The following is a 25,648-nucleotide window of genomic DNA, read 5'->3' on the forward strand; positions in this document are numbered from 1 at the left end:
TCCCGGTTTTTCTAAAACCACATTTTTACAACAAATTGGTTCAACACCAATCCATCAACTACTTACCCGAGCTTCCTTTTGGATTTCACGTTGCAGTAGTTCCACCATGTCATTCAAGCTATCTGACAACATGCCAATGGTATCATCCAAGCTGATGGTACCTATTAGCGCTCCTCGCTCATCCACCACTGGAAGCTGGCGGGCGCCAAGGCCGCGCATTTTTTCCACTGCCGCATGCACCTGTTCTCCAGCCTCGGCTACCGCCACATTGGACGTCATCACCTTGGCCACCGGCGTGGATTCCCAAGGCAGGTCTTCCGCCTCCACCCTGAGAGCGATATCTCTATCCGTAATAATACCTAGTGGGACTTGAATAATATTAGGAACCGCCTTGTCTTCTTTGGTTTTTTTCTTTTTGGCGGATTTCTTTTTTTCTTGTCCTGCGGCCGTTTCTTCTGGAGAGGGCAAGTATTTTTTTCTTTCCACGATAATCAAACTATGGGTATGCTCATCGCGCATCATCCGGGCCACTTCGATGACCGGTGTGTCAGGCGTGACAGTAACCACCTCACGGTGACAGATATCACCGACCGAATGCCAGGACTGGCGGTGCGGAACATACTCATATACCCGATGGACTATCGTCAGCATCCAACGGGGAAGAAAAATCAACAGCGCCAGGATAATCACTTCCGCCAAGGGAACACCTGGGGTAACCTCATCTACAATCATGAAGACAAAAATCCAAATCAATGCTTTCTTCTTGTAGGACCGCTCCTTCTTCGGTTTCTTTCTTGGTTTTTTCTTCTTTACCAATGCTTTTTCGGCCATCTTTTTGCTATCTCACTGAGTTGATATTGCGATCTTCTAAAGCTAAGGATGACATCACTGGCAAGATTCCGTCTAAGGAAGTTGGCCAACTTCGTCTTTGACGCAGTTACCGCAGTGACTAGATTTGAGAAGAAATCGACACTACCCGACGAACTTCTCAAACAAAATTTGCATTAAACCATAGCATTGTATGATGCCAGAGGATACTTTGGAAAGCGGATTTTCAATTCAATCCTGGCACCTGTCACTACTGGCAAACTAAGGGTGACGCAAAAGGCGACAGCCTCCGAGATGCAGGGATGTATCGCCATTTTCGATGGCCATAAGCCATCGAAAATGGCGAAATCGGAAAATCGAGCTTTTCCGATTCCGGGCCGTAAAAGCCCAAGGATGGACTTGTACGGCAACCTCAAACGGGGGGCGCGGGTAAGGGTCTGGGAGCACCCATGGATAGCTTCCCTGGACCTAAAGACAGGGGCGGATTTCATTCCGGCAGACTAACCCTCTCTGCCCTCAGAAATAGTAATATGTTAAGTGATAAACCAATTTAATGATGGACATCACTCTATACTTAAAATACAATCATTATCATTAACGTTAATGGACAAATCAGGCACCATTCCATGAGGCAAGCTACCGCCTTAAATTCATTGCGCCCCTTGAGCCAGGCTCAATCTGGCCAAAAAATACAAATTATGTCCGTACCGGAAAAAAGAGCCCATAAACGGCTATTGAGCATGGGACTACCCCCAGGATCGCAAGTCACCGTCCTCCGCAACCGTTCGGGCTCGGTCATTGTTGGCCAACACGGGGACCGGCTCGCCATTGGCCGGAAACTGGCGGAACAAATACTAGTTAGCCAATGCCATGAATAAAATGACCATTACCCTCATCGGCAATCCCAATTCCGGTAAAACCTCCCTGTTCAACGCCCTTACCGGCACCCGCCAACGTACTGGAAACTGGCCCGGTGTCACCATTGAACGCAAGGAAGGAGAATTTCAATATGCAGGGCGGTTGTTTCACTTGGTGGATCTACCGGGCACCTATTCTCTGGACATTGACGATACTTCCACCGATGAACGTATCGCCCGGGATTTTATTCTCTCCCGCGAAGCTGACATTATCATCAACATTGTCGATGCCGCCCATCTGGAGCGCAGTCTCTACCTGACTTTGCAACTGATTGAAATGGGCGCGCCTGTTATCCTGGCGCTCAATATGATGGATCTGGCTGAAAAACAGGGGATAGCCATTGATATCAGCGCCTTGAGCGACCAATTAGGGGTTCCCGTGGTTGCCGTGAACGCGCGCAAGGGCGAAGGGTTGGAGGTGCTCAAGTCCATGCTCACAGAGGCTCGCCCATTAAAAAAACAGAACCTGTCCCCACTGACCTGGCCCGTCGTCCTTCGGGAACCGCTTGAAGCGCTGGAATCCCATTTGCGCCAACAAAACCTGTCCGTCTCTCCTAGGTGGCTGGCTCTCCACCTATTGAGTGGTCATCCTTCGCCCATCCCACTTCCTCCTGAAACCATAACCCTGGCCGACCAATTCCGAAACCAAATCGAAACCGCCAGCGGGGAAGACCCGGAACTGCTGATTGCCGATGCCTTCTTTAGCCAGGCCCGGCACATTGCGCAAGCCGTCATCCAAAGGTCCACCGGGATCCTGCACACCTTTTCCGACCGCATTGATTCGGTAGTCACCCACCGCTGGCTAGGGGTTCCCATTTTCCTCCTGGCCATGTATTTGATGTTTACCTTCACCATCAATTTCGGCGGGGCATTTATCGATTTTTTTGATCAAGCCGCCGCTGCCCTGCTTGTCGACGGATTGGGAGCATTGCTCTCCGACTGGGGAGCCCCCGGCTGGCTAAGGGTATTTCTGGCCGACGGACTGGGCGGCGGCATCCAGGTGGTCGCCACATTTATTCCCATTATCGGGTTTTTGTATTTGTTTCTCACCTTCCTGGAAGACAGCGGCTACATGGCCCGGGCGGCCTTCGTCATGGACCGGCTGATGTACCGCCTGGGACTGCCGGGAAAAGCGTTTGTGCCGCTGATTGTGGGCTTTGGCTGCAATGTCCCTGCGATTATGGCGGCCCGTACCCTGGAGCGGGAGCGGGAGCGCATTCTCACGGTGATGATGGCGCCGTTCATGTCCTGCGGCGCCCGGCTGGCGGTTTACGCTCTGTTCGCGGCCGCCTTTTTCCCCCACCAGGGACAAAACATCGTCTTCGCCTTGTATTTAATTGGCATTGCCGCCGCCATGTTCACGGCCTTTCTGCTCAAAACCACGATTCTGCCGGGGGAACCGGAAGCACTGTTGATGGAACTGCCCACCTACCAATGGCCGTCCTGGAAAAATCTGTTTTTGCACACCTGGCTGCGACTCAAGGGATTTGTCACCGACGCCGGTAAATATATTGTCATGATGGTCATGGTGGTGAATGTGCTCAACGCCTGGAGCGTGGATGGTGAATTTGGCGACGTGGCGCCGGAAGATTCCATGCTCAGCGCCGCCGCCCGCACCATTACCCCCGCCTTTGAACCTTTGGGAATCCGTCAAGACAACTGGCCCGCCACCGTCGGCGTCATGGCCGGCGTCCTCGCCAAGGAAGTCGTCGTAGGCACCTTGGATGCGTTGTATTCGCGCATGGACAGAAGCGAAAATAGTCCAGCCCCGAACGAAACCGTTTTCGAACTCATGCCCGCCCTCAAAGCCGCCGCCGCCACCATTCCCGAAAACTTAAGCGAAGCCATGAACTCCCTCACCGATCCCCTGGGCTTCAGGGTGCTGGAAAACGCCAGTGACCCCACCGAGGCCGCGCAAGAACAGGAAATTGACAGCGCCACTTTCGGCGCCATGGTGCGCCGTTTTGATGGCACCCACGGCGCCTTCGCCTATCTCCTGTTAGTATTGCTGTATTTCCCCTGTGTGGCCGCCACCGCGACCATTCGGCGGGAAACCGGCTTACGCTGGATGGCCTTTGCCATCGTCTGGACCACGGGTTTGGCCTACAGCGCGGCAACCCTCTATTATCAGGCGGTCACCTATCATCAACACCCGCAACAGTCCGCTGCCTGGATTGGCGGGATCTTATTGACGATAGCGCTGGTTTACAGCGTACTCAAATTCTCGGCAAACCGGATCGCGCCGCTTGGTTTGCCGGTGACAACCAGTGGAACCTCCGGAATATTGCATCGAAGCTGCTGCAAGTGATCTTTGAAGTCCGCGATCTGGTGCGCCAACAGGGGCAAATCCCTCTCAAGGAATTGTGCGAGCAACTGCAAATTCCACCAGACACCGCCCGCGCCATGCTGAATAAACTCATCCGCAAGGGACTGGTGGAAAAACTGCCCGAAGGGAGTCTCTGCGCGGGCGGCTGTAGTCTTTGTCCGCCGGAAACAGTGGAAATCTACCGCTGGGTGAATCCTCCTAAAGGCTGATGCCGATACTTATGCCTACCCTGATGTAAACGCCAATCCACAGGATTTGAGAAAACTTCATATCTCCACCCCCCATGTTGTTTTTCTAGGTAACTGGCATTATAGAATTACTGCCTGTTATAGTGAAAAGGATTAATACCGAATACCTGTGGAGGAGACTATGATAAAACCCGTACTGCTTGCTGCACTTTTCGCTTTTTTCACAAGCGCCAACGCCGCGCCTGCGCCTTCCAATGGCATTGACCTTCCCAAAACGTACAAAAACTGGCGCGTTATTGGCGTTTCCCACCGGGATGACAACCAGTCCCTGCGCGCCATCACCGGCAACGCAACCGCCATCCGGGCGGCAAGAAAAGGGAACACCGATCCCTGGCCGGACGGCACCATTCTTGGCAAACTGGTCTGGAAAGACAGCCGTCACCCCCAATGGCAACCCGCTTTGGTACCTGGACAATTGGTACATGTGGAATTTATGGTCAAAGACAGCAAAAAATACGCAGCCACGGGCGGATGGGGATTTGCCCGCTGGCAAGGCATGAAGTTGGAACCCTTAAACAACGACGGCGGCAAACCTTGCTTTGAATGTCACAAGGCGGCCGCCAGCACCGACCATGTCTTTACCCGGCCAGCGCCCTTGCCTTAATAAATCACCGGCACCGGGTCCAGATGGCGCCACAGGTACCACAAGGCCACGGTCCGGTAGGGGCACCAGCGATGGGAGAAAGCTTCCAGCTCTGTTTTGCCAACAGGCTCGCCTTCGAAATAAAGCCGTGCTATCGCCTTTTGTACGCCGATGTCCGCGGGAGAAAAGATATCCGGCTCATGGAGATGAAAGATGGCGAACATTTCCACCGTCCATGGCCCGATGCCTTTGATGGCGAGCAGTTCCTTCCGGGTTTGCTCGAATGGCTGGTTTTGCCAATATTCGTCGGTAATTGCGCGTTCCAGATAAACCTTGGCGATATTCCGAAGGTAATTGACCTTGGAGCGGGACAATCCGGCCGATTGCAATTGATCCGGTGGAAGTACCATGAGAGAGTCCGGCGTGACTTCCCCGGCAACCTGCTCCAGGCGCTCCCACACGCTGTCGGCGGCAATGATGGAAATCTGCTGCCCCACAATGGCGCGCGCCAAAGTCTGAAAGGAATCCCCGCGGCGCTCAAGCGTTTCGGGATATCGCCGGATCAAATCTGCCATGACTGTATCGCGGCGGCTCAAGTAATCAGTGGCTTCGGGCCAATAGGAAGGGCGTGTCATACTATATCAATCTGAAATTTGCTGATGATCTTAAACCTACCAAAAAGCAGTCTTGCTGTGAAAAATCAAACTGATGAAAGAAGATGAAATCCTGCCCGTGGTAGATGAAAACGACCAAGTCATTGACTTCCGCCCCCGCGGGGAAGTTCACCGCTTGGGCCTGCGGCACCGCAGCGTCCATCTCCTGGTATTCAACTCTAAATCAGAAGTGCTACTGCAAAAACGTTCCAGGCAAAAAGCCGTCAAGCCCGGGTTTTGGGACAGTACCGCGGCGGGCCACGTGGATGCGGAAGAGGACTACGATCAATGCGTGCTTCGGGAAGTAAAAGAAGAGCTCGGCATCCAATTGCCAGAGATTCCACATAAGGCCTTCAAAATTCCCGCCTCCCAAACCACCGGCATGGAGTTCTGCCAGGTTTACACCGCCATTCACCAAGGGCCCTTCCAGCCCAACCCCGAAGAAATCGAACAACTGCGCTGGTTTACGCCTGAGCAAATCAAACAATGGCTGGCCCAGGGTGGAGAAGGATTGACCAATACAGTTCAATTCATCTTTGACCAACTGCCCTATCCCATTATCTAGACAATCACTTCGAGCATCTTTCATCATGGGGTGAAAGCAACGTCAATGGTATAATTCCACACATTTTTTACCAGAATTGACAAACTTCTCATGAAGCAAAATCCCATCACACTGTTAACAAAAATCATTCGGCGCGGACTGGACAAGCAGGTTCCCGCAACCGGTTTGGCGGTTTTCCGGATTGGTTACGGCTTGGTAGCGCTGCAAGAAATAGGCTTTCTCTATTACTTCCGTCATCTGATCTTCGACGAAACGCCATTTATCGACCCCGGCTCGCCGATGATTCCTTTTTTTCTGCTCATTTGGGGTTTGGCGGCCATTGGGTTGACGATAGGATTTCGAACCCGATTGTCCGCCGCGGTCAATTATGTTTTCTGGGTGCTGTTCACCAGCTTTACCCCTATGTGGCGGGACTTTGACGGCGGTTTCGATCAGCTCATGATTTCCTCGGGGCTCATGTTGATCTTCCTACCCTCGGAGCGGGCTCTGTCACTGGACCTGCTGCGGGAAAAACTCAAATATTCCCGCCCCGGGAACAAGTTCCAACCCAACACTCGGGTCCCGGTGCTGGCCTATTATTTGCCCGTGTTAATCTCCCTGGGATTCCTATATTTCGATTCCGCTATTCATAAACTGTTTTCCCCCCACTGGCGTCACGGCATGGGGGCCTGGCTGCCTTCTTCCCACCCTTATTACATTTCCCCCATCGATATGAGCTGGCTGCTGGAAATCAAGTGGCTGGAGCAGCTGATTGGCTATACCATCATTGGGTTTCAATTCGCTTTTCCCTTTTTATTCTGGCATCCCCGCTTCCGGGTGGTGCTCCTGTTTTTCGGGGTGTTATTCCATACCGGCATTACCCTTTCCTTTAATATTTATCCCTTTGGTTTGGGCATGCTGGTGCACTATGCCTTGCTGGTTCCTTTTTCCTGGTGGCGGCGCCTGGGTCAGTTGATTCGCCTAGATCAGCCCCGGCTGAAAGTCTATTACGACGGCCAATGCCCGCTTTGTCTCAAGACGGTGATTATCGTGGAGCACTTTGACATTCGCCATGGCGTAGCGTTTTACGATCTCCAAACCCACGCCGCCCAGGAACCGGCTTTGGCGGATTTAAGCGAGAAAATGCTTTTGAAAGACCTGTTTGCGGTGGATTCAAATGGCAACCGCTACCAAGGGCTGGATACCTATATTCAAATCCTTAAGGCCATGGGTTACCCAAAACCCCTGGCCTGGCTATTACAACTTCCCGGAATCTATCACCTGGCCGTGCGAATTTACCGTCATATCGCCGATAGCCGTGAACGAGTCAGCTGCGACAATAGCTGTGCCACGCCTCCCCTATCAGAAAGCCTTTTCCAACAATGGTGGCGGGAAAAGCTGGGCAGCCCTCACAAACAGGCATTCCGGTTGGCGCGCCTGTTGGTGGTGGTGGGACTCCTGCAATTGAACAGTACGATTCATTATGGATTGTTCTATCGGCTAAGCCTGACAGAAACGCCTTCGTTAATCGGCATGATGAGCAACATGATACTGTCGCTTTCCCATGCTTTCCTGGGCATCACGCCCCATGCCCTCTATCTGGCCGATCACTTCAAAGGCTATAACAAAATTTATGGAATCACTTATCTGGGTCCAGACGGACAAGAACGCTGGTTACCCTTTGTCAATGAACAAGGACGGATACTGAGCCCGAACTGGGGGCGGGTCCATTCCATGTGGGCGAATGTCGCCGTCACGCCCAGAGTGGAAGAATATTGGCTGAATAAATATATCACCAAAGTGACAGCATTTTGGGGAACCCAGGTGGGTCTCGATCTCAACAACGCTCATTTCTACCTCAAGGTCAAGCCTATCCGTATGCCGGACCAGTGGGAACCAAACCTGAGAGAGAAAAATTTAAACGGGCCGTGGCGTCCCGCCGGGGAAGTCGTATGGAAAAACAAAGTGCCTCACATTAAATGGTTAGAGGCATTGCCAATACCCAATTAAGGGCGTCGGAGTATTTTCAGTGCAGCGACGAAGGCTAAAAAACATACCACCCAAAGCAGAATGGGACCTGCAGGGCCGGTAAATTCCAAATTGAAAGCCTTGATGCTCAAGGTCTGAGCTTTTTCTTGAGCAGGAAAAGCCAAATACAACGTCGCCACTAGGCCAAAAGCAGCGATTGCTGAACAAGGAATGCCTAAATTCGAAGCCAGGTTCGAATTTAAAATATCCAGATTATCTTGATTTTTCAGCCAGTATGCCCGATAAAGAAAGCGCGCGTAGAACCACAAACCTATCGCCAGGAAGCCAATGCCTATATAGCCTGCATACACATAGAAGTGATTCATTTTGCACCTTTTTTCCCCCCCCGGTTCAAGGTCGAATCAAAACAGCCTTGTTGATTAGCGGCTGCTTTATCTTCAGCATCCAATGCTTGCTTGCGCAAATGAGATTGACGCAAAACCCCCGCACCCCATATTCCCCATGAGGCGGTTTTCAGCATCAAAAGAGGAATGGCGATGGTTTTTAGCCCCCAAATCGCCACGGCAACAACACCCGCCCCGGACAGACTCCAGGCAAAAACGCCAGCGGAACCTCCCACGATTACTTTGAGCGATAGCCTGCGACGGATCGCCCGATAGATTGTTATGATTCTGTGCGTCATCGGGCATAATCTTAATCACTTTCACACGCCAATCATGTGACAAGCGTCGCTAAAATGCAACGTTTTAGCAAAAAATTAAGGAAACTCTGATTTATTCAGAGTTTCCTGCGGCACAGGGAGGTGTCGCCAAAATCAATCACGGAAAGTGATTGATTTTGTGCAAAAAACGAAAATCGCACTTTTCGCTTTTTGCGCTCTGAGAATTCAAGGATGAATTGTTCAGAGCTTCCTTAAGATATCAACCAGCTCAGCTGTTGAGCGGAATCTGTTCCGGGCGGAGAATGCATAGTATGGCGGCTGTCAGGCCGGTGGAGTGAAGTCCGGAGCGATATGCTTCATCATCGGGTCATTAAAACAATCCGCTGATTCTGCCATTATCATCAATATCAATCCGCTCCGCTGCCGGAACCTTGGGCAATCCGGGCATGGTCATGATATTGCCGCAGATCACCACCACAAATTCCGCGCCGTGGGCCGGCCGTACTTCCCGGATATTCAGGATATGGCCAGTGGGCGCTCCCAATAGGCTGGGATCGCTGGAAAAGGAATACTGGGTTTTGGCAATACAAACCGGATAATGAGGATATTCCTTGCTGAGAGATTGCAGTTGCGCTTTCACCTTGGCATCAGCTTCTATGCCTGCCGCACCATAGATTTTGGTGGCAATGGTTTCGATCTTGTCCCACAAGGGCAGGTTATCTTCATAAAGAAAACGGAAATCGTTGGGCTGTTCCACCATGGCCAATACTTCCCGGGCCAGATCTTCCGCACCCGCGCCTCCTTCCGCCCAGTGTCTGCACACGATTGCTTTCGATCCAAGCGCCTTGACTTTTTGTTGCAGCAGAGCAATCTCCGCATCGGTATCAGAAACGAAATGATTGATGGCTACGACGCAGGGTAGGCCAAAGTGCTGGCGAATGTTTTGCAGATGCCGTTCGAGGTTAACGAAACCCGCCTCCAATGCCTGAAGATTTTCCTCCTGAAGCTGATCCTTGGGCACCCCGCCATGCATTTTCAGCGCCCGGACCGTTGCCACCAACACGACCCCATCGGGTTTCAACCCGGTTTTCCGGCATTTGATATCAATGAATTTCTCCGCCCCCAGATCGGCGCCAAAACCCGCCTCGGTCACCACATAATCGGCCATTTTCAAGGCAGTTTTGGTGGCTAACGCGGAATTACAACCGTGGGCGATATTGGCAAAGGGCCCACCATGTATCAATACCAGGTTGCTTTCAAGAGTTTGTACCAGGTTGGGGCGAATCGCATCCTTCATGAGCGCCGCCATTGCCCCGTGGGCCTTGAGGTCTTTGGCAAACACCGGTTTACCAGCGCGGTTATAGCCCACTAACACGTTCCCCAAACGCTGTTTTAGCTCTCCCAGGGAATTCACCAGGCACAACACCGCCATGACTTCCGAAGCAACAACGATATCGAAACCATCCTCTCTAGGCACGCCATTGGCCTTGCCCCGAAGTCCCTCCAGAATATAGCGGAGGTTGCGGTCATTCATATCCACCACTCGCTTCCAGGTGATTTGGCGTACGTCCAAATCCAAAGCATTGCCATGATGAATATGATTATCGGCCATGGCTGAAAGCAGGTTGTTGGCCACGCCAATAGCGTGGAAATCCCCGGTAAAGTGCAGGTTGATATCTTCCATCGGCACCACCTGCGCCCGGCCGCCGCCGGCAGCGCCCCCTTTAATCCCGAAACAAGGTCCCAAAGAAGGTTCGCGCAAACAAATCAAGGCTTTCTGGTCCAGGCGGTTAAGCGCATCTCCAAGCCCCACGGTGGTTGTGGTTTTGCCTTCACCGGCAGGGGTTGGGCTGATGGCCGTCACTAGAATCAACTTGCCATCGGGCCGATCCTGTACCCCTTGAATATAATCGAAAGATAGCTTGGCCTTATAGTGACCATAGGGATCTAGGAATTTGTCATCAATGCCAAATTGCTGTTTCGCCAATTCTGTAATCGGCCGCATTTTGGCCCGTTGCGCGATTTCAATGTCAGATAGCATGCTTCTTCATCCTTTTAATCAGCGCTGGTCGCCTTACCCTAGCTTTATTGGATTTTGGCGGCAACCCAGCATTCAACCGAAATATTTAACTGTAAACTGATGTTACGCACTGTCATTTCGAGCGTAGCGAGAAATCTAGCCGCCACAAAATGGATGCTGATGTGTCAAGATTTCTCCCGCCGGTCGAAATGACAGCCAAGGATAGCGTGAACCTGCACCTATCTGCCGGTGGCTGCGTAACATCAGCTGTAAAGACAAAGATTAAAAGGAATATCGGCGCAGGGCAAATAAAAAGCCAACCCTCACCAAGACCGCATCATTTAAACACGTAAAGTATCGATTGCCGGGGCTGGTGGTCTGATTCGAAAACCTCGCCGGCAGGGAGGCTGGCGTGGAGCCTACAGGGGCGAGAGCCGGACCGAAAGTCCAGTGGATTTTCGCAGCCGGGCGAACGCCCAAACAGGGAGGTTTGGGCAGGACTTTCTTGCGCAGCCCGATTGCGCCGCAAGAAAATATTCACGGCGCCTTACGAATGCAGACCACCCATAGCGTTCCGAGCAGTTACGACCCACTAATAATGTAAAGACGGAGCTGGCTTTTTACTGCAAACCAATTAATCAGGCTTCGGGAGGCGGCAATTTGAGAGCTTCCTTAAATTTAGCGATATGGCGGATGCCTTCGGAATCAATTACTTCTATGTTGTGCAGCCCTTCTGGACCGTCTTCCACGAGTATCTTGCCAGGATGAGGCACCAAATGATCGACCCCTTCCAGTATAAACTCCACAAGGTCATCTTTGGGATCATAACTAACACCATAGAACGGAACCCACTCCGCTTCGATTTGATCTCCCAAATTCATGCTCGCCACTTCAATTTCCGCTTGCACGGCTTTCAGATGCGCGGAAACATGGTCAAAATAGGTTTCCCATTGGGACTTAGGTAATTCACGAGTGGCCATAACAATCTCTCCTCCATTAATAAACAAATCCACAGGTTCATTATGTAAATGGGGGCTATGGCAAAAATTCACAAGGCCTGTTTCAAACCTAAATTCTGCATGTGATTCGAGCACCGAGGGTGTCAAGCAAGGCATTAGGCAAGGCGGCAAGCTAATTTTCGCGCAGGCATAGCAGCGCTACTTCGAGCAAAATTTGGCGCGGCCAACGCAGCATAAAGGCTTGATTTGGCAGCCGAATGCCGAAACACTTGCAGAATTTAGGTCAGATACAATGGGGTGGTTTCGGCAAACCCGCTATTTTACAGGCATATTTCAAGGGGCCTTTAGGAAACAGACGATGCAAATAACGGCTATTACCCTTTTCTTCTCCAAGCGACTGGGCGATGGCCTTGACAAACATCCGCATGTTGGGGAAGTGTTGATAGGTCAAGTAATATTCCCGTATGAACTGGATCACCTCCCAATGCGCGTCGGTTAATGGAATTTGGTCGCGCTCTGCAAGCATTTGGGCAACTGCTTCGTTCCAGTCACTCAAGTCTTCCAGAAAGCCTTCCTCTGTAACCTGGATGGTTTGGCCGTTGACATTCAGCATCACCACGACAAAATACGGGAATAAGTTTCAGTCAGTCCGACAAATTCTGCAAAAGAAACCAGCGTAATACTATCCAGCAACGCTTCCGGGGCAATTCCCCGCGCGGCCAAATCTTCTTCTAAGACATAAATTGTCGCGGAAGATTGCTTTAAAACTTTAGAGACTGTACTGGCTTTTTTTGCACCAACCACGGCGCCGCCAAGCAATAATACAGCGTCGTTTTCATTTGTCCGCTCAAGGCATTGACGAAAACCACCGGTTTGCGAAGGCGATTGAAAAACCAAATGAAGTATCCCCACCGTCATTACCCCGGCAAAAGGCGGTCGTGTTTATCCATCAAGCTGGGAACATGGGAGCGTTCGATCGTTTGCACCGATACAATCAAGTCTTTCTCATTGAGACCCCGTTCGAGCAGCGATTCCTTTTCTACCCATAAGGGTCCGATATCGTACAACGCCAGCGATTGTATCAACCCGGAAAGGTTTTTGTAGCCCAATTGCCCAGGTTGCTGAGCCTGCTTCAATGCCCAAACCCCGTCTTCCACAAATAATACTGATGAGGGCTGCTCAAAGGCGGCCAATGTCATCAATTGCTCTAATGCTTCCTGTACGTGGAGGCCATCAAAGGGCATGGAACGTAAGACCAACAGGTACCGAAGGCTAATCATTTGAATACCATAACTCGGTCCGCCTCAATCATGGCTTCGGCGGAAAGCGCCAGTCCCGCCACCCTAAACCCTGGCGCCAATTGGCTTTCTGAATTTTTCCAAACGCCTCGGCGCAAGGCGGCAGCGGAACAGATAACCAAATCGATACCATGCTTAACAGCAAGCTCGGACCACCGTTCTATCTTATTCGGCTCATCACCGGGAGGCGCTGCTTGATTGAGGGCATGGTAAACCCCATCTTGATAGAAAAACACCCGTAGTATCTGGTGTCCCTTGGCAAGCACCGCAGTCACAAAAAAATAGGCGGTATCCGCCGCTTCGCTATGATAGGGGCTACTATTGATTTGTATTAAGTATTTCACGAACCCTGCTTGGATTATATGGTCACTGAAGAATACCCAGTTATACTGCCTATATGACGTATCGAATTGTATTGGTGCTTGCGCTCATCTTCTTCACCCCGCTGGCCACGCCTATTGAGGAGTTGCCGGAAATGGGCGCGCCTTCAGATAGCGTGCTTACGCCCATCGAGGAAAAACGTCTGGGTGATGCGTTTTTCCGCAGTCTTCACCGCCATCTTGACATCAATCAAGACTTGGAAATTGCCAATTATATCGCCTCTCTTGGGAACAGTCTGGCCAGTCATAGCGATGCGCCTGCCCATGCGTTTCATTTTTTCGTGGTGCTATCACCGGAAATCAACGCTTTTGCCGGACCTGCCGGTTACATAGGCGTCAATTCCGGGCTGATTCTAAAAACCCGCTCCGAAAGCGAGCTGGCTTCCGTTATCGCCCACGAAATCGCCCACGTCACTCAAAATCACCTACACCGGGCCTTTGCCGCCGCCAAACGCATGACATTGCCAATGGCGGCGGCCACCCTGGCGGCCATACTCATCGGCACCCAAGTACCAGAGTTGGGTCAAGCCGCCTTGATCGCCCTGCAAGCCGGTGGGGTTCAGTATCAAATCAATTTCACCCGGGATAATGAAAAAGAAGCCGACCGCATTGGTCTGCAAATCCTGGCCAAAAGCAATTTTAACCCGAGAAGCATGCCGACTTTCTTTGAGCAGCTGCAACAATCGACGCAATTTTTGGGCAGGGATTTACCAGAATTTTTACGCACTCACCCGGTTACCAGCTCGCGGATTGCGGATACGCGGTCGAGAGCGGAGAAATTTCCTTACCGCCAGTATCCCGACTCTTTGTCTTACCTGCTAACCAAGGCAAAACTGCAGGTTTTGACCTCAGGGAATTTAGAAAGCACGGTCGCAGACTTTCGCAGCCGCTTAAATCGCGGCACACCCAAGCAGCGCGCCGCGGTCAAATACGGCCTGGCTTTGGCTCTACAACGTCAGCACCATCTCAAACAAAGCCATGAGCTGCTCGCCCAGTTATTAGCGGACTTCCCCGACCAGCCCCAATTCATCAACGCCATCGCCCAAGTGGAAATTGAAATGGGCCAAATCCCGGCAGGTCTGAAACGTTATCAAGCCGCCTTGCGCCGTTTCCCCGCTTCCAGGATTCTGCGCCTGGAATACGCCCAGGCACTATTAGAAACCCACCACTTTGATTCCGCCCGTAGATTATTGACTCCCTACGCAAACAATCCTCGCTTTCCAAGGCTGTACAAATTATTATCCCGCGCCTACGCAGGCCTCGGCCAAAACGCCGAGGCCCATCGCTACATGGCGGAATATTATTATGCTACCGGTAATCTGGAGAGCGCGATCCGGCAGGCCAAACTGGCCACCAAAACCGCCTCTGGCGACCGAATTGTCGCCGCAATTGCAAAAGAACGCTTGCGCTACTTCAAGGCGGAAAAAAAAGCACGAAAATAACCTCAAACCAATAATGACTCTCCCCGCGCTAGCCTCGGCAAATTCCCTTGCAGCCCCATGGCGTAACGCATAACTGCCAGGCGGGCGGGATAAAGCCGTTGTGCCAGGCTCAAGCCCAGGTTCCGCACCAGCTTCAAGGGAATGGAAGCATTGCTGAAAACCCGATAAAACAAATCCATCGTGGTCATCATGGTGAGATTATCCCGCCGGCGCATGACTTCGTACTCTTTGAGAACCTTGTAAGCGCCAATATCTTTTTGTTTGGCGTGGGCATCCACCAGCACTTGCGCCAGGGCCGCCGCATCCAGCAGACCGATATTCACGCCTTGCCCAGCCAATGGGTGAATCATATGGGCCGCATCCCCAATGAGAGCCACGCCTTCTTTGACATAGTGCTGGGCATGTTGGCGCTTGAGTGGGAAACTGCCCCGGTTTTCAATCCGGACAATATCCCCCAGCTCCCTGGGAAAAGCCTCATACAAAGCATTTAATAAGGCACCGTTGCCAAGGGACTGCAGCTCCCGCACTTTTTCCGGGCGTTGATACCAAACCAAAGAGGCATGTTGACCCGGCAGCGGCAAAAAAGCTTGCGGTCCTTCGGGGGTGAAACGTTGCCAGGTAATGTCTTGTTGGCCATAGGCGGTTTCCACCGTCAACACCAAGGCGGATTGTTCGTAGTCCCAGGCAGTCACCCCTATAGCCGCAGCCTGACGCACCTGGGAACGCCCGCCATCGGCCGCCACCAAAAGCCGGCAGCTCAAAACACGCCCATCTTCCAGCGCCAACTCCGAACCTTTGCCTTGATATTGAATCCGTTTGGGCTTGGCAGGACAGATAAAATCGATATTGTCAAAATCCTTTAAACGCTTTAATAAGCCTAATTGGATCAAGCGGTTTTCGATGATATAGCCCAGCTCCGGGTATTTGAGATCGCGGCTGCGGAATTCCGTGCCATCAGTCATTTCCCAGACTTTCATGCGCCGAAACGGGCACAGACGCATCTCGGCGATGGGATTCCATGCGCCTACACTTTCCAGAATTCTACGGGATGCGATACTAATTGCAGAAACTCTAAGATCCAGGGGTTGATCCGGTTCAAAAGGCTGAGGGGGGCTGCCTTCGATAACTGCTACTTTCAAAGGCAAATTCCCCAGTGAGCACGCCAGGGTCGCCCCAACCATTCCACCACCAACGATAATCACATCGTAGTGTTGTTTCATAGCATTGATCCTCATTTTGAAAGATAGCATTGGTCAAGATCCGATCATACTCGATATTGAACCAAGGCGGAATAAAAGAAAACCGGATTTACCCGCTCATCACTTACCCAACCTTAGTAACGTCGCATCAACGGGTTCTCAACAAGAAAACGGCGCTTTCATGTCAATCCGTCAATGTATGAAATCACTCAAATTGCGAATCAAGAAAAACTTTCAGCCCGCCGCCATCTCTCAAACTGTATTACCTACCTTTCGCTTCACTACTTATTGGATTGGGTTACCACAAGCAGTTGCGTTGACAATCCTCTTCCGCAATCTGTAGCAAATGTCAAAAGGTCAGCTGAGTGCGGACCTGAAAGATGTCCAGATCCTCGGCCTGTTTGATACGGCTGTTGTTGAGCTGGTGGGTCCAGTCGAACATCAAGCGCACGAAAGGATTCAAGTACCAGTTCATCCCGGCGGTAAAATCCTGGGCACGACCACCATGAACATCGTCGTCGTTGAGATCGACCCAGCCGTAACGGGCTGCCAGTTCCCACGCGCCCAGACCGCCATTGCCGAGACTGAAGAGCTGATGGGGCTTGAGGCGCTTGAACTTGCCCGCCGCCAGTTTGTAGGAAGCAGCCTTAGACTCGCCGGTCAGCGACCAGGTTGCCTGGACGTGGAAACCGTCGAAGCTAACGTCCTTCAGCCCGCCCTTGCGGTTCAGCATCGCATGGGTATATTCCCCTTCCACGCCGAAAGGCCCGTACACCACCGCGGCCTCGCCACCGATCAGGCCGACGTCCTCGGTGTCGGAGAGAGTGCCGCTATCGACTAGCTTGAAGCCAGACTGGTGCGAGCTTTTGTATTTAAACCGCGGGCCGCCTCCGTTGCTGGGTTGGCGGTAGGCGCCGCGAAGGCCGAAGTGCACGACACCCTCCTCGTTATGCAGCGGGACAAAAATCAAACGACCGGCACTCCCCCAACCTTCGTCGTTGCCCTTGCCGATACTCTCACCATAGAGGCCGGCGGCGGCGAACCAGTTTTTGCCATGAGATTGCAAGCGCATCCCCAGGGCGCGGTCAACCACCGCTTCGGTGATGCTGGTGTCTATCGCCCGTTCGATGAAGGGGATGTCATTGGAGCTCATTTCGACCTCCAGGCTGAAGGGCTGCTTCTGGTGACCGAAGCCGATAAAGTCCAATCCATAGGGGTTTAGGCCAGTGTATCCGACCCACAAATCTTTAATGTGGGTTTCGTTGTGAGCGAAATCGTATTGCGCGGAGTATTTCCAGTCGCGAAAGAATTTACCCTTGACGTGCAGACGGCCACGGCGGATTTCCAAGCCATCGTCGATGTTCTGGCCCACGATGTTATCCTGGTCGTGATAAGCTGCTTGCAGGTGCATCCGGCCACCGATCTTCATTTCGAAATTGCCGTCGCTGGTCGTGATTTGCAGTCCTTTCTTGAGGCTGACGCTGACATCGTTCTTGGTCAGCGGTTCTTTCTTCTTCAAGAGCTTGTCGTATTGGGCTTTGGTAATGGCGCCGTTGGCGAGCAAAATCTCGAGCAGTTCCGCATCGGCGGCCTGGACATAACCCTGCACGGCAAAAATAGCCAAACCGATCCCCCCAACCGGACCCCATAATTTTTTCAGTTGCATAGCTCACTCTCCAAAGATTGTCATTCAAAATCGTCACCGTAATGCAATATAACGATGAAATGTTAAGGATTGATTAAAGTTTTATGACGCTTGGGCGGGCTCTTGTCACTTAAATTTTGCAAGTGATTCGAGCACCGAGGGTGTCAAGCAAGACTATAGTCAAGGCGGCAAGCCAATTTTCGCGCAGGCGTGGCAGCGCTACTTCGAGCATAAAATTGGCACGGCCAACGCAACATAAAGGCTTGACTTGGCAACCGAATGCCGAAGCACTTGCAGAATTTAGGTGTAATATAAACCCCAGCATTGAGCCAAAGATGCTTGAAATAGGGGCCAATCATTGCCCTGGCCGGCTGCAAAACACCAAGAGGTAGAAAAGGGTTGCCATCTTTTCCGTTGAGATTACTTTTTATCGTCTTAATTTTGATCTATCCCCTTCCGCCAGTGTTGGGAGGCGAGCCCCTCAATGAAGAGATATTAAGTCAAGAACAAAAAACCGTTGAAGCCGCAGGTCTATCGGACGAGCAACGCAAACAAGCTTTGGAATGGCTGGGCCAGGCCGGTCAGTGGTTACGCCAGGCAGAATCGGCGGAAACCAACCGCAAGGCTTTGGCCCAGCGCCTGCAAACAGCTCCGAAACGCTTAAAACAACTCCGCCGGCTGCTACAAAACCCGGCGCTCCTTACCCGTCAATGGCCAACGCTTAACCTGTCCCGTCCCCTGGATCAACTGGAAATTCAATTGACTAAGGAAATAAACGCCCTCACTGCGCTGCAAGCGTCATTGGAAAAGAAAGAAGAAGCCCTGACAGACCTGCTTGCCGCCGTCACTACCGACGGCCAGAGAATCGCACAGCTACAGCGCCAACTTACCGCCGTCGAAAATGAACTCAAAGCCATCAGTGACAAATTGTCCGAACCTTTGACCCATACCCGTTATCTGGCGTTGGAAGGGCAGCGCCGGTGGCTTCTGGCGGAGCTGGAATGGCTCCGCCTGCGACAGGCCAATGTCGCCATCTTGACCGAACTCACCCGGGCGGAGAGAGATCTGTTGGCGCTTCAACTTGCCGAACGGCAAACTCGAATTGAACGCCTGCGCCAGGCAATCGAATCCATTCGCCAGCAACAAACCTTCATCAAGGCCCAGAAAGCGGAAAAAGCCTTGCGGGCGGCAGAGAAGGAAGTTCGACCTGAAATCGAAAAAAATCTTGTTTTGTGGTCCGAGCTGAAAGGACTCATTAAAAAGGAAAAGGCGCTCAAATCGGAACTTGAAAACCTCAAAAAAACGGAGGATCGAATCCGCGATGATTTCGACAAGACCCGCCGCGCCGTTGAGCTGCTCGGGACCGACGAAGCGTTAGCGCGCTTATTATTCAGAAGCTTTAGAAACCTGCCCTCCCTATCCGCGCTGCAACAATCCGCGGAAAAACGCCATGCTTTGCTGCGCAAGGCAATCCTCCGCCGCTTTGAAATTGAAGAGGCGCTGCAGCATCTCAGCGACCTGGACCGGCTAACCGGAACCTGGCTCCAGAACCTGCCTGAAAACGTGAGCAAGGGGCGCCGGGCTGTGCTGAAACTACAATTGAAAGAGGCCCTCAAAAACCGCCGCGAAGCATTACAAGCTTTACGGCAGGAATATACCCGTTACCTGGGAACCTTATCGGAACTAGACGCCACGGAAAAACAACTGGTGGAGCTAATCGCTTCTTACCGGGAATATATTGAACAAAAATTACTATGGATCCGCTACCGCAAATTGCCGTCTCTCCAACAATGGGTTACGCCCCTGCAAACGTTTACGGAAGAGAAAACCCTGAGTCGCATCTGGCATCAGTTGGCCGGCCACTTCAAGGCTGACCCCGCGCCTCCGCTGCTGACGCTGCTATTCGCCTTGATCCTGCTGGCGCTGCGCCAACGCGCTCACAAAGATCTGGAAGCCATGGCTCAGGCAACCCATAGCATTCGCAGCGACAATTTTCTCAATACCCTTCGCGCCCTGCTCGATACCGTGATTCTAGCCGCCCCCCTGCCCATCCTTTTATACGGCATTGGATTGTGGTTGCAGCGCAAGGCCGTTGGCAACGATCAACTTTTCGCTCTGGCTCAAGGCTTGATTGTGGCAGGCAGGCCTGCCGCCACCATGGGATTATTGCGGCAGATTTGCCGGCCGGAAGGGTTGGCCCACCGCCATTTGCGCTGGCTGCAGGCCACTCGAGAACAACTTTGGCGTCATCTGCGCTGGTTTTATCCACTGGCAGTGATATGTGCTTTTATCGTGGCATCCACCAGCGAACTCATCCTGACCGATCTTTCCTTGACCCTGGGGCGTTGGACCTTTGCTGCATTCATGGTGATTGCCAGTGGTTTGATTTATCATCTCTGGCGATGGGACGGCCCTATCATTTCCCAACTGAGAGCCTCCCGTCCCAGCTGGGTCGTTTCCTATCATGCCCTGTGGCTACCAGCCGTTGTGCTGATCCCGCTACTGTTGGCAATTGCCGCCGCCGTTGGTTATTACTATGCGGCTTATTACCTGGCCAGGGGATTATTCCGAACCCTTTGGTATTTTGTCGCCTTGATGCTGGTGAAGGACTTCCTGCTGCGTTGGATTTATGTGACGGAACGACGCCTGCGCTATCAGGAAATTCTGCGGCGAAGGGAGGAACTCAAGGCACAACGGGCTGAAGAAGAGCACGAAAGTGAATTGCCACCGGTGGAAGAACCGCAAGTGGATTTTGGCCAGCTGGGCCAGCAAACCCGCCGCTTGCTCCATATCGGTTTCTTCTTCGCGGCGCTGGCGGGTCTTTGGCTGATTTGGAAGGATGCCGTCCCCGCGCTGTCCTTTCTGGAAGAAATCACCCTCCCGATGACCACCACGAAAATCGTTGGCGGGGTGCCCAAAACCGTTGCCCTCACCCTGGCCGACCTGGTGACCGGATTGATACTGGGCATTTTAACCATGCTGGCGGCCAAGAATGTTTCCGGCCTGTTGGAGTTTCTGATTTTCCAGCGCCTGCCCATGGAAAAAGGCGCCCGCTATGCCTGGACGACCTTGACCCAATACATGATAGCGGCGCTTGGCATCTATGTGGTCTTTGCCTCTTTAGGGGTGCAGTGGTCGGAAATTCAATGGTTGCTTGCCGCTCTCTCGGTTGGCGTGGGCTTCGGTCTCCAGGAAGTGGTGGCCAATTTCATCAGCGGCTTGATTTTGCTGTTCGAGCGCCCCATCCGGGTGGGCGATATCGTGACCGTGGCCGATGTCACCGGCACCGTGTCCCGCATCCGCATCCGCGCCACCACCATTCTCAATTGGGACCGGCAAGAATTTATCATTCCCAACAAAAAATTCATCACTGGGGAGTTTATCAATTGGACCTTGTCCGATCCCATCAACCGGGTTTTGATTAACGTGGGAATCGCCTACGGCAGCGACGTTCATCAAGCCATGGACTTGATCCGGGAGGTGGTGGAAAGCCATCCGGAAGTCCTGGAGGATCCGAAGCCTTTGATTACCTTCGAGGAATTTGGCGACGATGCCTTGCTGATTATCATCCGGGCCTATCTCGGCACCATGGACAACCGGCTGAGCACCATTACCGAGCTTCATCACGGCATTTACGAAAAGCTCAACGCCGCCGGCATTGAAATCGCCTTTCCACAACGGGATGTCCATCTGGATACCCGCCAGCCGCTGGAGATCAAAATCACCGATCCGGCAAAGGAAAAAGGTTAAATTTCACCTAAATTCTGCAAGTGATTCGAGCACCGAGGGTGTCAAGCAAGCCTTTAGGCAAGGCGGCAAGCCAATTTTCGCGCAGGAGTAGCAGCGCTACTTCGAGCATAAAATTGGTGCAGCCAACGCAGCATAAAGGCTTGATTTGGCAGCCGAATGCCGAAACACTTGCAGAATTTAGGTTTCAGCTATTTTCCACCGCCTCGTGGTACTTGAGGCGAATCAAATCCAGATCCACCTGGGGGTTGGGCCATTGCATCTTTAACGATTCCAGACTCTCCACCACAATCTGCGAGATCGCCAAGTTACGAAACCATTTCTTATCGGCGGGGATGACAAACCACGGCGCATGATCACGACTACATCGGGACAAGGCATCTTCGTAAGCTTGTTGGTAGTCGTGCCAGTATTTCCTTTCACTGTAATCGGCTTCGCTGATTTTCCAGCGCTTCTTCGGGTTTTCCAGCCGCTTACGGAACCGGCGCAATTGCTCTTCGGGGCTGATATGAAGGAAAAATTTGAGGATATGCGTTCCATTATCCGCTAGCAGGCGCTCGAACTCGTTGATCTGGTCGTAACGTTTTTCCCACACCGATTTTGGCACTAATTTGTGTACTCGAACCACCAGCACATCTTCGTAATGGGAGCGATTGAAAATAGCCACTTGTCTGCGGCCCGGGGCTGCTTTATGTACGCGCCAAAGAAAATCGTGGGCGGCTTCTTCCTCGGTGGGGACTTTGAAGCTGGTGACCCGGCAGCCCTGGGGATTCATGTAGCCCAACACGTGGCGGATAGTGCCATCCTTACCGCTGGCGTCCAATCCTTGCAGGACGATCAGTAAACTGCGTTTGTTTTCCGCATATAACAAATATTGCAAATCCCGCAGGCGCTGGAGGCAATCGGCCAGATCCGCTTTCGCCTCCTGTTTATTCTTATATCCCGGCGTTGCATCGGTGTCGATCTCCGCTAAGTGGATTTTCTTCCCTGGCAGGACCTTGAAACGCTGTAGGAAGGAAGTCTTTGCCATTTAACCCAACCCTGGAAATAATGCGATCAAGCCATTGGCGATGATCTGCACGCCAATGGCCGCCAAAATCAAACCGGCAACCCGCTGCATAATATTGATGCCGGTTACGCCGAAATAATCATCAATGGATTGTGCTTTTTTCAAAATCCACCAAATGGCGAAACCTACGCCAGCCACCACCATTGAGAGTACCATACGCCCACCTATTCCACCGGCTTGGTTGGCAATCACGACCACCATACTAATCGCCGCGGGACCCGCCATTAATGGAATAGCCAAGGGAACGATAGCGATATCTTCGCGCCCGGCGGCTTCATCGGCTTCTGCTGCGGTTTGCGCCAGTGCACTGGTGCGGGCGTGGAGCATGGAAACCGCCATCAACAAAATCACCAGACCGCCACCTACTTGAAACGCTCCCAGGCTGATATTAAAGAGGTTGAGCAGCAATTCACCCAGCCACACTGCGGCAAGCAAGGCCACCGTCATGGCAATCGCCGCAGTGCGGGCAATTCTAAGCCGGTCTTCAACTGGGCGCTGTGCCGTCAATGCAAAATAACCGGAAACCGCATCCAAGGGATTCACCACAATCAATAGGCTGATAAATGCTTTGATGACAAAAATCATGGCCTCCTCCGTTGTAAATTGCGCAGTATTACTTGGTTTGTTCGAGTATTTTCCTCCCTTTTGGCGTCAATTCCCATAAAATCCGGCACTGTTGGCGTATGGAACATTCCTTGCACAACGGCGGACAATCTGTGGACAAAGGGCGTAAATAGCCCATGTTCACCAACTGTTGCAGCATTTGCCGTAATAACGATTCAGACACGCCCAATCGTTTTGCCAAACGGGGCACGTCTGTTTGCCCCACCCGCGCTACTTCAACCAACAATTGTTTAAGCATGGCCGGCCAACCACGAAGTGCCGTGATAAATAGCTATGCCCAACAAGATCGCCAACAGCAATGTCACTGTAATATCGAATAGCGTCCAGCGCAGACTGCGGGTTTCCTGATAGATTGTCACGGTGGTGGCAAGACAGGGCAAGTAGACCATCATCACCACCAGGAACGCCAGTGCGGTGGCTGGTGAAACGGCTTGCAATAAAAGCGCGCGTAATCCAGCGCCTTCGCCGCTGTATAACACGCCCAGGGTTGCCACTACGTTTTCCTTGGCCACGAAACCAGTCAGCAGGGCCATCAATAAACGCCAATCCATACCCATCCATTGGCCTACAGGCGCCAACATCCGTCCAACAGCAGCCAGCCAACTATGATCGATACCCGGCCCCGGGAAACTGCTCAAAATCCAGATCAGCACCGCCATGATCAGGATAATGCCACCGGCACGCCGCAAAAAAGCCAGGCAATGATGCCAGACATCAAGCATCACGGTTTTCCAATTTGGCAGGTGATAAAGGGGTATTTCCATAATGAACGCTTCTTGCCGGCCTTGAAAAAGAAAGCGGTGAAAAATCGCCCCCAACAGAACCAACAGCATCAAATTGAAAACCACCAGACCGGTTGCCACAACCCCCGCCCAGTTGCCAAAAAATATTGGCGTCAGAAATGCCAAGACTCCTAAGCGAGCGCTGCACGGAACCAGGGGAATCAGAAGGATAGTCAACAACCGGTTCAGTGGTGATTCGAGAATGCGCGTTCCCATCACCGCCGGCACATTACATCCAAATCCCAAAAACAGAGGGAGAAAGCTTTTCCCGTGCAGTCCCATCCAGTGCATACAGCGGTCCACCATATATGCCGCTCGGGCTAAATAGCCGCTGTCTTCCAATATCGCCATAAAAGTAAAAAATACCGCCAATATGGGCAGAAACGTCAAAACGGTTCCGGCACCGCCCAATACACCATCACTCAATAGATCCACCAACCACTCTGGCGCTTGCCCTGACAATGCTTGCTTTACCCACGCCTGGGCGGGAACGACGAGGCTCGACTCTAGCCAACCCTGAAGCGGTAAGGCCACGGTGTAGGTAAGAAAGAAAACCGACCCAAGCACGGCCACCAGTACCAACCATCCCCACAAGGGATGAATGGCAATTTTATCGAGGCGGTCCGTCAGACTAATGCGGCCACCTTGAATTTCGTGGACCGCAGCTCTAAGTAATCGCGCCACCCATTCATAACGGCTGCTGACAACCGCCAATACAGAGTCTTCATGATGATGCAAACGCTCCGAGAGCGACTGCCAACATTCTGTGGGCACCCAAGACTTAACTTTTTCAGTAATTTCCTGGTCACCCTCCAATAATTTCAACACCACCCAATCGACCGGATAAGGGCTAGGAACGTAGTCATTCAGTTGTGCCTCGATATCCTTCTTCAAAATCCTGATTGGCCCTTCCAATTCTGGCCGCAGTGGATTGATAGACCGGCTCCCTTCCGCCACCGCCACCACCATATCCACTAATTCCCGCACTCCCTCATTGCGGTTAGCCGCCATAGGCACCACGGGAATTCCCAGTGCTGCTTCCAACACGTGTGGTTCGATTCGAATGCCTTCTTCCTCAGCCAAATCCATCATATTGATGGCAAACACAGCCTTGACTGGTAACGCCAGCACTTCCGCCAATAAATACAGCCCCCGTTCCAAATGCGTCGCGTCCGCCACTACGACCACAACATCGGGGTGTTCTTGAATAATGTAATCCCGGGCGATGCGCTCTTCCAGAGAATTCGCCGTCAGGCTATAGGTGCCAGGCAGATCGATGATTTCCAGCAAAATATCTTCACGGAATTGATGGTGCCCTACCTTCTGCTCGACCGTCTTCCCTGGCCAATTTCCCACATGTTGATTCAGACCGGTCAATAGATTGAAAATCGTGCTTTTTCCTACATTCGGCTGACCGGCCAAGGCCACCACATAACGCTTGGGTTCAGCAATAGGCTTGGATTCTTCCATCAGCTCGAGCTCAATCCTGCCTTGACGGCTGACATGAATCTTTTCGGCCTCCCCCCGCCCTAATACCACCCGAGTCTCGTGGGCGCGCACAACCACCGCGCCCCGATTCTGCAATACCTCCAGCAGTACGCCCGGCCGAAGTCCCAACGCCGCCATCCGGCTCACAAAGGTAGGGCCACCTTCTAGGGACTCTATTTTTACCCGTTCACCAGCCGCTATGCGGGCCAGGACGATATCAGATTCACTCATCATGCCGCCATGCTA

General features: G+C 52.2%; 25 protein-coding genes. 9 read left to right on the forward strand and 16 right to left on the reverse strand.

The annotated features are described in order from the left end of the window. Positions 1-54 precede the first annotated feature (54 nt). Complete coding sequence (locus AXA67_10305) at positions 55-831, reverse strand: hypothetical protein (protein KXJ40244.1); 777 nt, start codon at positions 829-831, stop codon at positions 55-57. A 264-nt stretch (positions 832-1,095) separates the two neighbouring features. Here AXA67_10305 and AXA67_10310 point away from each other — a divergent pair, with 264 nt between their 5' ends. From AXA67_10310 to AXA67_10330, 5 genes are all read left to right on the forward strand, one after another. After that, positions 1,096-1,332 carry a hypothetical protein gene (locus AXA67_10310; protein ID KXJ40245.1) on the forward strand — a complete coding sequence of 79 codons (237 nt, stop codon included), beginning with the start codon at positions 1,096-1,098 and terminating at the stop codon, positions 1,330-1,332. A gap of 122 nt (positions 1,333-1,454) precedes the next feature. Then, entirely contained in the window at positions 1,455-1,706 is a 252-nt protein-coding gene (locus AXA67_10315) for a hypothetical protein (protein KXJ40246.1), read from the forward strand. Further along, positions 1,699-4,053, forward strand: coding sequence for a ferrous iron transporter B (locus AXA67_10320; GenBank protein ID KXJ40247.1), 2,355 nt, complete (start codon positions 1,699-1,701; stop codon positions 4,051-4,053). Before AXA67_10315 ends, AXA67_10320 begins: the two co-directional genes overlap by 8 nt. Beyond that, positions 4,050-4,280 (forward strand): hypothetical protein, encoded by a 231-nt coding sequence (locus AXA67_10325; protein ID KXJ40248.1) that lies wholly within the window; start codon positions 4,050-4,052, stop codon positions 4,278-4,280. The genes AXA67_10320 and AXA67_10325 overlap by 4 nt, the downstream gene beginning before the upstream one ends. Before the next feature lie 163 nt (positions 4,281-4,443). Further along, positions 4,444-4,923 carry a cytochrome P460 gene (locus AXA67_10330; GenBank protein ID KXJ40401.1) on the forward strand — a complete coding sequence of 160 codons (480 nt, stop codon included), beginning with the start codon at positions 4,444-4,446 and terminating at the stop codon, positions 4,921-4,923. Here AXA67_10330 and AXA67_10335 read toward each other — a convergent pair. Next, positions 4,920-5,537, reverse strand: a complete 618-nt coding sequence (locus AXA67_10335) for a hypothetical protein (GenBank protein ID KXJ40249.1) — start codon at positions 5,535-5,537, stop codon at positions 4,920-4,922. The genes AXA67_10330 and AXA67_10335 overlap by 4 nt on opposite strands. Before the next feature lie 73 nt (positions 5,538-5,610). On the opposite strand from AXA67_10335, the gene AXA67_10340 reads away from it, so the two are divergent. Both AXA67_10340 and AXA67_10345 read left to right on the forward strand, forming a co-directional pair. Beyond that, positions 5,611-6,120, forward strand: coding sequence for a hypothetical protein (locus AXA67_10340; protein ID KXJ40250.1), 510 nt, complete (start codon positions 5,611-5,613; stop codon positions 6,118-6,120). A 90-nt stretch (positions 6,121-6,210) separates the two neighbouring features. Continuing rightward, on the forward strand, positions 6,211-8,109 hold the full coding sequence (locus AXA67_10345) for a thiol-disulfide oxidoreductase (protein ID KXJ40251.1): 1,899 nt from the start codon (positions 6,211-6,213) through the stop codon (positions 8,107-8,109). Here the strand turns inward: AXA67_10345 and AXA67_10350 are convergent. From AXA67_10350 to AXA67_10385, 8 genes are all read right to left on the reverse strand, one after another. After that, positions 8,106-8,453, reverse strand: coding sequence for a hypothetical protein (locus AXA67_10350; GenBank protein KXJ40252.1), 348 nt, complete (start codon positions 8,451-8,453; stop codon positions 8,106-8,108). The genes AXA67_10345 and AXA67_10350 overlap by 4 nt on opposite strands. Beyond that, complete coding sequence (locus AXA67_10355; GenBank protein KXJ40253.1) at positions 8,450-8,707, reverse strand: hypothetical protein; 258 nt, start codon at positions 8,705-8,707, stop codon at positions 8,450-8,452. The genes AXA67_10350 and AXA67_10355 overlap by 4 nt, the downstream gene beginning before the upstream one ends. Before the next feature lie 412 nt (positions 8,708-9,119). Further along, positions 9,120-10,790 (reverse strand): formate--tetrahydrofolate ligase, encoded by a 1,671-nt coding sequence (locus AXA67_10360; protein KXJ40254.1) that lies wholly within the window; start codon positions 10,788-10,790, stop codon positions 9,120-9,122. Between the two features lie 617 nt (positions 10,791-11,407). Further along, the gene (locus tag AXA67_10365) at positions 11,408-11,749 is read right to left on the reverse strand and encodes a hypothetical protein (GenBank protein ID KXJ40255.1); all 342 of its coding nucleotides are present in this window, start codon (positions 11,747-11,749) and stop codon (positions 11,408-11,410) included. A gap of 262 nt (positions 11,750-12,011) precedes the next feature. Next, complete coding sequence (locus tag AXA67_10370) at positions 12,012-12,347, reverse strand: sulfur relay protein TusE (protein ID KXJ40256.1); 336 nt, start codon at positions 12,345-12,347, stop codon at positions 12,012-12,014. Next, complete coding sequence (locus tag AXA67_10375; protein KXJ40257.1) at positions 12,341-12,646, reverse strand: hypothetical protein; 306 nt, start codon at positions 12,644-12,646, stop codon at positions 12,341-12,343. The genes AXA67_10370 and AXA67_10375 overlap by 7 nt, the downstream gene beginning before the upstream one ends. Then, the gene (locus AXA67_10380; protein ID KXJ40258.1) at positions 12,646-13,008 is read right to left on the reverse strand and encodes a hypothetical protein; all 363 of its coding nucleotides are present in this window, start codon (positions 13,006-13,008) and stop codon (positions 12,646-12,648) included. Before AXA67_10380 ends, AXA67_10375 begins: the two co-directional genes overlap by 1 nt. Next, positions 13,005-13,370, reverse strand: a complete 366-nt coding sequence (locus AXA67_10385) for a sulfurtransferase (protein KXJ40259.1) — start codon at positions 13,368-13,370, stop codon at positions 13,005-13,007. Before AXA67_10385 ends, AXA67_10380 begins: the two co-directional genes overlap by 4 nt. 53 nt (positions 13,371-13,423) lie before the next feature. Between AXA67_10385 and AXA67_10390 the strand changes: the two genes are divergently transcribed. After that, the gene (locus tag AXA67_10390; GenBank protein ID KXJ40260.1) at positions 13,424-14,848 is read left to right on the forward strand and encodes a peptidase M48 Ste24p; all 1,425 of its coding nucleotides are present in this window, start codon (positions 13,424-13,426) and stop codon (positions 14,846-14,848) included. A gap of 2 nt (positions 14,849-14,850) precedes the next feature. Here AXA67_10390 and ubiF read toward each other — a convergent pair whose 3' ends face one another. Together ubiF and AXA67_10400 are read right to left on the reverse strand one after the other, a co-directional pair. After that, positions 14,851-16,068 carry a 2-octaprenyl-3-methyl-6-methoxy-1,4-benzoquinol hydroxylase gene (ubiF, locus tag AXA67_10395; protein KXJ40261.1) on the reverse strand — a complete coding sequence of 406 codons (1,218 nt, stop codon included), beginning with the start codon at positions 16,066-16,068 and terminating at the stop codon, positions 14,851-14,853. Between the two features lie 328 nt (positions 16,069-16,396). Next, a complete protein-coding gene (locus AXA67_10400) occupies positions 16,397-17,713 on the reverse strand; it encodes a hypothetical protein (protein ID KXJ40262.1) in 1,317 nt (438 codons plus the stop codon). 378 nt (positions 17,714-18,091) lie between these two features. On the opposite strand from AXA67_10400, the gene AXA67_10405 reads away from it, so the two are divergent. After that, positions 18,092-21,442, forward strand: coding sequence for a hypothetical protein (locus AXA67_10405; GenBank protein ID KXJ40263.1), 3,351 nt, complete (start codon positions 18,092-18,094; stop codon positions 21,440-21,442). 184 nt (positions 21,443-21,626) lie between these two features. On the opposite strand, the gene AXA67_10410 is transcribed toward AXA67_10405, so the two are convergent. Genes AXA67_10410 through AXA67_10425 form a run of 4 tightly spaced genes read right to left on the reverse strand, consistent with a single transcriptional unit; the run spans position 21,627 to position 25,633 of the window. After that, a complete protein-coding gene (locus AXA67_10410) occupies positions 21,627-22,469 on the reverse strand; it encodes a polyphosphate kinase 2 (protein KXJ40264.1) in 843 nt (280 codons plus the stop codon). Then, a complete protein-coding gene (locus tag AXA67_10415; protein ID KXJ40265.1) occupies positions 22,470-23,093 on the reverse strand; it encodes a hypothetical protein in 624 nt (207 codons plus the stop codon). It lies immediately after the preceding gene. A gap of 28 nt (positions 23,094-23,121) precedes the next feature. Continuing rightward, entirely contained in the window at positions 23,122-23,370 is a 249-nt protein-coding gene (locus AXA67_10420; GenBank protein KXJ40266.1) for a hypothetical protein, read from the reverse strand. Next, positions 23,363-25,633 (reverse strand): hypothetical protein, encoded by a 2,271-nt coding sequence (locus AXA67_10425; protein KXJ40267.1) that lies wholly within the window; start codon positions 25,631-25,633, stop codon positions 23,363-23,365. Before AXA67_10425 ends, AXA67_10420 begins: the two co-directional genes overlap by 8 nt. Positions 25,634-25,648 lie beyond the last annotated feature (15 nt).

Origin of the sequence: Methylothermaceae bacteria B42 (genome assembly GCA_001566965.1) — a bacterium.
Taxonomy (GTDB): Bacteria; Pseudomonadota; Gammaproteobacteria; order Methylococcales; family Methylothermaceae; genus Methylohalobius.

Coding starts and splice junctions, on each gene's coding strand:
- AXA67_10365 (KXJ40255.1), bottom strand. CDS start 11,749: ATGGCCACTCGTGAATTACCTAAGTCCCAATGGGAAACCTATTTTGAC.
- AXA67_10425 (KXJ40267.1), bottom strand. CDS start 25,633: ATGAGTGAATCTGATATCGTCCTGGCCCGCATAGCGGCTGGTGAACGG.
- AXA67_10400 (KXJ40262.1), bottom strand. CDS start 17,713: ATGCAACTGAAAAAATTATGGGGTCCGGTTGGGGGGATCGGTTTGGCT.
- AXA67_10340 (KXJ40250.1), top strand. CDS start 5,611: ATGAAAGAAGATGAAATCCTGCCCGTGGTAGATGAAAACGACCAAGTC.
- AXA67_10305 (KXJ40244.1), bottom strand. CDS start 831: ATGGCCGAAAAAGCATTGGTAAAGAAGAAAAAACCAAGAAAGAAACCG.
- AXA67_10350 (KXJ40252.1), bottom strand. CDS start 8,453: ATGAATCACTTCTATGTGTATGCAGGCTATATAGGCATTGGCTTCCTG.
- AXA67_10410 (KXJ40264.1), bottom strand. CDS start 22,469: ATGGCAAAGACTTCCTTCCTACAGCGTTTCAAGGTCCTGCCAGGGAAG.
- AXA67_10390 (KXJ40260.1), top strand. CDS start 13,424: ATGACGTATCGAATTGTATTGGTGCTTGCGCTCATCTTCTTCACCCCG.
- AXA67_10320 (KXJ40247.1), top strand. CDS start 1,699: ATGAATAAAATGACCATTACCCTCATCGGCAATCCCAATTCCGGTAAA.
- AXA67_10335 (KXJ40249.1), bottom strand. CDS start 5,537: ATGACACGCCCTTCCTATTGGCCCGAAGCCACTGATTACTTGAGCCGC.
- AXA67_10380 (KXJ40258.1), bottom strand. CDS start 13,008: ATGATTAGCCTTCGGTACCTGTTGGTCTTACGTTCCATGCCCTTTGAT.
- AXA67_10375 (KXJ40257.1), bottom strand. CDS start 12,646: ATGACGGTGGGGATACTTCATTTGGTTTTTCAATCGCCTTCGCAAACC.
- ubiF (KXJ40261.1), bottom strand. CDS start 16,068: ATGAAACAACACTACGATGTGATTATCGTTGGTGGTGGAATGGTTGGG.
- AXA67_10415 (KXJ40265.1), bottom strand. CDS start 23,093: ATGATTTTTGTCATCAAAGCATTTATCAGCCTATTGATTGTGGTGAAT.
- AXA67_10420 (KXJ40266.1), bottom strand. CDS start 23,370: ATGCTTAAACAATTGTTGGTTGAAGTAGCGCGGGTGGGGCAAACAGAC.
- AXA67_10315 (KXJ40246.1), top strand. CDS start 1,455: ATGAGGCAAGCTACCGCCTTAAATTCATTGCGCCCCTTGAGCCAGGCT.
- AXA67_10345 (KXJ40251.1), top strand. CDS start 6,211: ATGAAGCAAAATCCCATCACACTGTTAACAAAAATCATTCGGCGCGGA.
- AXA67_10360 (KXJ40254.1), bottom strand. CDS start 10,790: ATGCTATCTGACATTGAAATCGCGCAACGGGCCAAAATGCGGCCGATT.